The 8,278-nt window shown below is 45.2% G+C and carries 6 protein-coding genes; 2 read left to right on the forward strand and 4 right to left on the reverse strand.

Features of this window, described 5'->3' with window-relative positions; all coding sequences use genetic code 11:
- Nucleotides 1-79: 79 nt before the first annotated feature.
- The gene (gene gyrA, locus ACE1CD_RS21700) at nt 80-2,653 is read right to left on the reverse strand and encodes a DNA gyrase subunit A (protein WP_374826207.1); all 2,574 of its coding nucleotides are present in this window, start codon (nt 2,651-2,653) and stop codon (nt 80-82) included.
- A 595-nt stretch (nt 2,654-3,248) separates the two neighbouring features.
- Here gyrA and ACE1CD_RS21705 point away from each other — a divergent pair.
- The gene (locus ACE1CD_RS21705; RefSeq protein ID WP_374795314.1) at nt 3,249-4,004 is read left to right on the forward strand and encodes a class I SAM-dependent DNA methyltransferase; all 756 of its coding nucleotides are present in this window, start codon (nt 3,249-3,251) and stop codon (nt 4,002-4,004) included.
- A gap of 102 nt (nt 4,005-4,106) precedes the next feature.
- The gene (locus tag ACE1CD_RS21710; protein WP_374795315.1) at nt 4,107-4,883 is read left to right on the forward strand and encodes a hypothetical protein; all 777 of its coding nucleotides are present in this window, start codon (nt 4,107-4,109) and stop codon (nt 4,881-4,883) included.
- A gap of 370 nt (nt 4,884-5,253) precedes the next feature.
- Here ACE1CD_RS21710 and ACE1CD_RS21715 read toward each other — a convergent pair whose 3' ends face one another.
- From ACE1CD_RS21715 to ACE1CD_RS21725, 3 genes are all read right to left on the reverse strand, one after another.
- Nucleotides 5,254-5,637, reverse strand: a complete 384-nt coding sequence (locus ACE1CD_RS21715; RefSeq protein ID WP_374795316.1) for a hypothetical protein — start codon at nt 5,635-5,637, stop codon at nt 5,254-5,256.
- A 465-nt stretch (nt 5,638-6,102) separates the two neighbouring features.
- The gene (locus tag ACE1CD_RS21720) at nt 6,103-7,401 is read right to left on the reverse strand and encodes a chloride channel protein (protein ID WP_374826208.1); all 1,299 of its coding nucleotides are present in this window, start codon (nt 7,399-7,401) and stop codon (nt 6,103-6,105) included.
- Nucleotides 7,402-7,779: 378 nt separating this feature from the next.
- Nucleotides 7,780-8,278 (reverse strand): IS200/IS605 family accessory protein TnpB-related protein (locus ACE1CD_RS21725; protein WP_374826209.1); only part of this gene is annotated, 499 nt, incomplete at its 5' end.

Here is an 8,278-nt window from a genome sequence, read left to right on the forward strand (position 1 = left end):
ATTCTTCTCCTCCCCCACTCCCCCACTCCCCCACTCCCCCACTCCCCCACTCCCCCACTCCCCCGCTCCCCCGCTCATATCAATCAGCTTCTTCTTCTTCGCCGTTGGTGGGGGGAACTAAGGCGACGGCGGCGATCGCATCATCTTCGTCCAAGCGCTGCACGCGCACTCCCGTTGCCATACGCGATTGAGGAGAAATCGCATTCACAGCTTGACGAATGATGATACCTCGACTGGTAACCATCATTAACTCGTCATCCTGATTGACGACGTGCAGTGCGGCTAGGCGATCGGCTGTTTTGCGGAACTTCGTCGCAAGTACTCCCATACCGGCACGATTTTGCAAGCGGAATTGAGATACCGGCACGCGCTTACCGTATCCTCCGGTGGTGATGACTAACACCCAAGGGCCATCGGGTGCGCTGAGTGAAGATTCTTCGCTTTGTTCGAGAGTTTCGGAGTTGACAGAAGCGTTTTCTTCTTCATCCGCAGCACTTAGCGCTGTATTCAACACCGATCCGGGGAGAATGTCCATACTGATGAGTCGATCGCCTTCTTTGATGGACATCGACTTGACGCCTCGCGTGGCGCGACCTAAAGGACGCAATTGGTCGTGATCGGCTCTAAAATGAATGGCCATACCCAGACGCGATCCGATGATGATGCTATCTTCTACACGAGCGCGACGCACCCAGCGCAGTTGATCTCCTTCTTCCAAAGAAATGGCGATCAATCCATTGGCGCGGATATTGCTAAAAGCTGCCAGTTCTGTCTTTTTGATATAGCCGCCGCAGGTTAACATGATCAGGTATTCTTCGCTGGTGAATTCGGCGACGGATATGATGGAGGTAATTTTTTCATCTCGCGGAATGGGCAACATTTGCACAATCGGTACGCCGCGTGCGGTGCGAGATGAGGTGGGAATTTGATAAGCTTTCAGACAGTAGACGACACCGCGCTGGCTAAAGAACAAAACGCTATCGTGATCGCAACAAGTCAAAAAGTGTTCTACACCATCATCTTCCTTCATGCGGTTGGCGGATTTGCCGCGAGTTCCCCGACTTTGGGCTTCAAATGCGTTCACCGGCATTCGTTTGATGTAACCTTGTTCGGTGAGCAAAATCAGCGCTTTTTCGTTGGCAATTAAGTCGGTTTCGTCGATTTCGCCTTCGGCGTGTTCGATCGCCGTCCGTCTGGGTGTAGCAAACCGCTCTTTTACCTGCGTTGCTTCGGTTTCGATGATTTCCAAAATGCGATCGCGTCGCGCCAAAATATCTTTTAAATCGGCGATTTGCGCTTGCAAATCCTCGTGTTCCTGCCGAATTTTCTCTGCTTCTAATGCGGTCAATCGCCGCAATTGCATTTGCAGAATTGCATCTGCTTGCACTTCCGAAAGCCCGAATCTTTCCATCATTTCTTGACGGGCGGTAGGGGCGTCAGCGGCATTGCGGATCAGTTCGATTACAGCATCTAAATTTAATAGAGCGATCAGCAAACCTTGTAATAAGTGGTCTCTTTCCTCGGCTTTTCGCAGTTCGTGTTGAGTGCGACGGGTGACGCATTCTATGCGGAAATCTAGGAAGACGTTGAGGAATTGCGTGAGAGTGAGCAGCTGGGGTTCGCCATTAACTAGGGCTAGCATATTCGCCCCAAAGTTTGACTGTAATGGCGTTTGTTTGTAGAGGTTGTTGAGGACGACTCTGGGATAAGCGTCGCGTTTTAGTTCGATGACGATCCGCATTCCGTCGCGATCGCTTTCGTCGCGGATATCGGCGATTCCTTCCAGCTTTTTGTCGTTCACCATTTCGGCGATTTTCTCAATCAAAGCTGCCTTATTGGTTTGGTATGGCAACTCGGTAATAATTATGGCTTCTCTGTCCGGACGTCCGCGCTGTTCGATCGTTTCAATTTTTGCCACGCCTCTCATGGTGATCGAACCGCGCCCGGTGGTGTAGGCTTCTTTAATTGCAGATGTTCCCAATATTTGACTGCCGGTGGGAAAATCAGGGCCCGGTATATATTTCATCAACTGGATATCAGTAATTTCTGGCTCGTGGATCAGCGCCACCAAGCCGTCAATCAGTTCTCCGAGATTGTGGGGCGGGATGTTGGTTGCCATGCCAACCGCGATACCGGATGAGCCGTTGAGCAATAGCTGGGGAACTCGTGCTGGCAATACGAGCGGTTCTTGCTGGGAACCGTCGAAGTTATCGCCAAAATCAACTGTTTCTGCCTCGATATCCCGCAGCATCGCTTCGGTAGTCAGGGCGTGCAGGCGGCATTCGGTGTAGCGCATTGCCGCTGGGGGGTCGTTATCAACCGAACCGAAGTTGCCATGTCCGTTGATTAGGGGCGATCGCATGGAAAAGTCCTGTGCCATCCGCACTAGGGCGTCGTACACCGCCGTGTCACCGTGGGGGTGATATTTACCCAACACTTCCCCTACCACACGGGCGCATTTCCTAAAAGGGCGATCTGGCATCAGTCCCAGCTCGTGCATTGCGTAAAGGATGCGACGATGCACAGGTTTGAGACCATCCCTGGCATCTGGGAGTGCCCGACCTACAATTACGCTCATAGCGTACTCTAGGTAACACCGGGACATCTCGTTCCCTAAATCCGTGGGTATAATCCGCTCCTGGGAAGTGGTCATACAGTGAAAAACTCCAAAAATGTGAGATTTTAGTCGCTACAATGCAAATAGATGAGAATTTCGCGACCCTGAGTTTCAAGAATTGGCAAATACCATTAAAATTGTATCACATTTTGCCGTTTTGAGTCTGTGAAAATTTGCGGGCAAAGGGAGAGGGAGAGGGGAGAGGGAACAGGGACAGGGAGAGGGAGGAGGGAAATAACGATCGGCAGTAAACTTTAGCAGAAACAATACAATACAGTCACTTTTGGACTTTAGGTTGCGATCGCGTCTAAGTTTCAACTTGTATGTAGCTGATTGCGCTCATTCATGACAAATATGGTTCTGCGAGTAATAGGAGCGTCTTGTCTATGCGGTGCAGCAATAGCAGGGTTTTCATGGTGGAGTATTGATAACAAGATGACTCCACTAAATAAAGTAGTTACTATTCAAGCTGGCCAACAGATTTCCGAATCATTTTTCCCAACGATGGCAGACGATTCTACAGTCTCTAAGTACGGCAGAACCAATTTTTATTGATTCATTATCCCCAAAGTGTAATATAATACTTATGAAAAATAGCGTAATAACTAACTACAGATACTGGAAATAAATAATGCAGAAAGTGGATTTTGAGGTTCAACTGCCAGAAACGGAAATTGTTAGCAACTTACCTATCCAGGAAGAATTTTTTTGGTTAAGCCAAAATCGAAAGAAACAAAAGCTGAGATTACACGACTATGCTCAAATTTATCAGACTCCACATCTATACGAATATTTAATGCAAAAGTTGCAGGCTAAATCCCATATTGTACTGTCTTCTTTACTTATAGATCGAGTCACCCAAGCTGGCGGCAATGTTAAAGATCTGGTAGTGCTAGAAATTGGGGCAGGAAGTGGAATGGTAGGAAAAGCTCTAGCAGATCTAGGGGTCAAATCAATCTCTGGAATTGATATTCTTCCAGAAGCGGCTGAAGCTGCAAAACGGGAATGTCCGGGAGTTTATGAGAATTATTACGTTGAAGATCTAACCAATTTAAGCGAAAAGACACGAGACACCCTAAGCAGACGAGGGTTTAATTGTCTGGTTTGTGCTTCCGCACTCGCTTTTAATCACATTCCTGCTTCAGGCTTAGCTAGCGGATTTAACCTGATAGCACCCAATGGCTGGATTGCCTTCAATGTACAGAAAGAACGCTGGGAGGACAAAGGCGAGACTTCCTTTGTGGCATCACACCCTTGGGTAGCCGAAACGGACATTTTTGAGATTGTTCAGAGACATAACTATCAACATCGATTTCACATGGATGGACGGCCTCTATACTATATGGCCATTATCGGCACAAAGCGAGCCAACATACCAAGAAGCTAACTAAAGAAAGAGAGAACTGAAATCGTAGAATCAGGACTATTGGCTGCAAAGCTCTAGCTTTTCCCTTAAAAACACTACATAGTCGATCGGGAGATAATTACCATGAAGTTTCAACAGTTTATCGAACAAAGCTACGTAATTTTAAAACAAGATTACCTGAAAACAGTGGTCAATCCTAGTGATTTAGAGATATTGCATCAAAATATTGCCTTCTTTCGTGAGGCAATGCGAAAATTTTTTGAAAGACCAGATCGAGAGAGAGACTTGTTTAAGTCTGGTGATTATGTTTTTCGCAGTTCAGGATATCTTGCAGGTTACTGGCCTGTAGGAGTATACGACGATATATATGAGGCTAAAAAGTTTCCCCTGGAATACTACAATTCTAAAAATTTATATTCAGGGGAGAGAAATACGTTCTTTGTACCTGAGAATGGTGTGAATTCAGAAAGCCTACCTGGAGTTGAAAATTTGCCTCATAACCAAGGATATGATATCGCACAGTTCATTAACCGTTACATAAATTCTCCCCTGCTTGAAGAGTTGAAAAGTTACTTAGAACCCAATTCACATCTTTCCTGTATTCTCCAAATCAAACCTACTTATTATCGGGAAAAAGTGATTCTAGAGATGCACCGGGATAAGAGCTTTATTCAAAGTATTATCGGACCGACATCAAATTTAAAGATCCAGCCTGAAGGCGTTACTGAACCTCAAATGATAACGCTTGACATTGGGGAAATACTTGTCTATACAGGCTTTCAGTTTCAGACATATTTCAAAAATGTTGATGTTCTTGCTAAGGTTAAGCCTCTTGCTCATGGAGTAATAGCTGAAGAGAAGCGTATGAGTATTGTAGTAAGCACTATTTTGAATTCCTAACTACAAAAGTTGAAGATAAATTCTTACGGTTCGATCGTTTGTGAGAGAGTTAGAGAAAATGGGCTCTAAAAACCCTTTATTGGAGGCAGATAGTTTTATTTTAGAAAAACTATCTGCCTCCGGTAATCAAACAGATTGCTGTGGATGGGGAAATTATTCTTAATTGTAAACAGGCGCAAGCCAAATCACATCAAGTCATCTTGAAACCAAGATTTGCCCAATTTCTCTAACTCACTTTCAAACGATCGAACCGTAAGTATTTTATTTACAAGTCACTAAATATGCACTGGTTATAACCAGTGCATATTTAGTGATTTAGGCAAGCATTAAGAAACTAAATTGCTATTGGAGATGACAATTAACCTCGAACTTACTTGGAGAAGTTTCTGCTTGCTGGTGCGGTATTCTCATCTAAAGCATCAGCGCTAGTCTTAGCAGTATCTGGGTACACAGAACCAAATTCTTTCAACGCTTTTCCTGACTCTTTGGCAATATTTTTCAACCGTTCGCCTGGAGAATCTTCGGTTTCGCGTGCTTCTTGATACCACTCGTTTGTGGTTTTGGGTCTGACGGAATCTTTCTCGTGTGCTGTGTCGAGAACTTTGTCGGTCAAGCGTTGATTGTTGCGTCCGGAGTCAACATTTGTTGTCAGCAGCAGAAAACCAACTACGACAACAGCCAAAAAACGCTTTACCTGAAGTGCATTAAGCACGGAACTGATGCGATCGATCGCGCTAGAAATCCAATTTTTCATGCTGGTACTCCATGAATTCGTTCAATATTCAAGCCAATTCGCTTTTTTGATTACAAATCTAAGGCTAACAGCAGCACAGACGATCGTTCCTCTAACATAAGTCATAGCTTAATTATATAACTAGGGGTTAGGGACTAGGGCGTCGGGATTAGGGGAAAGAGAAAGGAGGGAGGAGGGAAAGGTGCAATTAAGAACGTCCTAACTGATGAGAGCGATTGCTATGAAAAATAGAGCTTGTTTAAATGATGTTTTCTAACAAGAAACTATTAATTCATCCCGGCGATAGATGACTGTCTGGTAAGCGATATCTAAAGATGTTTTTTTGCGAAAACATGGCTGCTAGGGTTTTTCAGGTTTTGACTTTTGACTTTTGACTTTTGACTTTAAGATCGCCCGTGCCTAATGCACCCGACAATTAAATACGATGAAAAAAGTTTAAGGGTAAGATGATAATCGGGCGCGATATCATTCAGCGATCGCTTCTTTTGGCGATTTAAGTTGAGAAGCGATTAGAGGGATTTTCGGAGCGAGGAAAAACCCGATTAAACTGGCGAATAAAATGGGAGTCAAGGGACTGATATTAGTCAGTTTCGACACCAATAAAGTCGTACTTACAGGCGTGCGAGTCACCGCAGCATTGAGACCTGCCATTACACAAATCATAGCCAAAGCAGGATTCAATCCGGGGATGGAAATAGCGATCGCTTTGCCGATACAAGCGCCAGTGAAAAAGAGCGGTATGATAAATCCACCCCGCCATCCACCTGTGACCGTAAAGCCGATCGCAGCCATTTTCGCAAAGGCTAAACTTAAGAGAAAAATGGCAGAAAAATTATTACTGATGACTAACTCTAACTCTTCGTGCCCAAAATAACGGGTGAGGGGAAATAAAACTGCCAAACCGCCCAATACCAGACCGGCTATTGTCGTGCGAACATAAATAGGGCCGGGAATGCGGGCGAAAATGCGATCGCACCCGCGAAAAATGGCCATAAAAATCCATCCCGCTACCGCACCAATGACTCCGTATGCGATCGCCAAAGCAAAATCATCGATATTATTTAAACCGTACTGGGGAAAACTCCAAGTTGGTGCAATTCCCAAATGGGTAATGGCAGTAAAAACCAGATAACTGGCGCAACTGGAAACTATCGCCGGCATCAGCGCTTCGTAGTATTCCAAAACGTGTTTGTGGTGCAAAATCTCCAAGGCGAACATCGCACCGCCAAGGGGTGCGCCGAACAAAGCAGTGAAACCCGCAGCCATTCCCGCTAAACTCATAGATCTGAGGTCTTCGCCTTTGAGTTGCAAACGGTCTGCAACCCAAGTACCAAAAGAACCGGTTACCTGTACTAGGGGTGCTTCTGGCCCAGCGCTGCCACCTGCCGATATACTGGCTAGAGAAGCCAGAATCATGGGGGCATTTTTGCGAGCATCCAGGCGTCCGCCACGAAAATGGATATTATCGACAATCACGCCAATTTCGCCGGGATTGCCAAGGTGATGAATGACCAGACCGACGAACAAACCCAGTGTGGGCATAACTATCAGCAGACTTGGCCCTTCAATGCGGTTGAGGGCGTGAATCATCAATTCTAGGACGTTCCAGTACAAGCCAGCGAATAAACCGCAAACAGTACCGACGACAGTCCAGCGCAACACCCAGCGCGAAATCATTAAAGGGTTGCGCTTTGTCAGTCCGGCAAGTTGGGAGGATATCCAAAGTTGAATTTTGTCGGTGACAGGCTGCTTGTTTGGTAGCACGGTTTGTTTCCTGGTTAGCTAGGGAAGGAGGTATGGGACGATCGCCAATGGAAATTGAAACTAAAGATACAGAATATTTATGAATTTTATGCTGTTTGTCATCTCCTGACAAAAGTTTCTGCGTTGAGTGATGGGAAAAATTGTCTGTGGGAATCTAGGGTGAAGTTTTTACCGCAGATGTAAGCAGATAAACGCAGATGAACGCTGATAAGCTGTCACGCATCTAAATTAGTTATTGAGATTGCAGGGGGGCAGGGGTGCAGGGGAGAGGATTAGAGCTACTTCTTCTGTTTCTCAATAATCAAATTTAAATGCCCAACAGCTTAGGAATCGCTTTGTGTTTGGTTGACACTCCGCGCCGTGAACGGACGCTGATTCTTAAGAGATAAAAATCCTTAAAGGGTTAGCCAAAAACCCGCTAGACACTCGCTCAAAATCGAGTCTGTGCTTACTTTTAACCAAAATATTAGCACTGCCGTTTAGATCTGCTGAAACAAGATGTTTATTTTTTGTTCGATACAATCCACGTTTAATCCTCATCCCAGAAAACGCTTGTTTACTGGGATTGTCAGCATTGTAAACAGGTATATCGTCTTGGTCGAAAAAGCTGGCTTTAGACGAGTAAGATTCTTCTTGCTCAAGATATTCAATTCCATAGCGAAGACACAAAGCTTTCAGTTTTTGCCTCAGTTGCCAAAAAGGTATTTGAACAAAGTTTTGATTATTAGAATGCCCAATGTTAATTTCTTGCTTGATACCTGGGTTGCACCCTACTATCAATTTGCCAATTTGATGCTTCAAGCAATGCTCAATTATTATGCGAGCAGCCTTGTTCAAATAATCTCTAACGCAATTGTTGCGCCATTGATAAAGTCGA

It is taken from the genome of Aerosakkonema sp. BLCC-F183 (assembly GCF_041929145.1).
Lineage (GTDB): Bacteria > Cyanobacteriota > Cyanobacteriia > Cyanobacteriales > Aerosakkonemataceae > Aerosakkonema.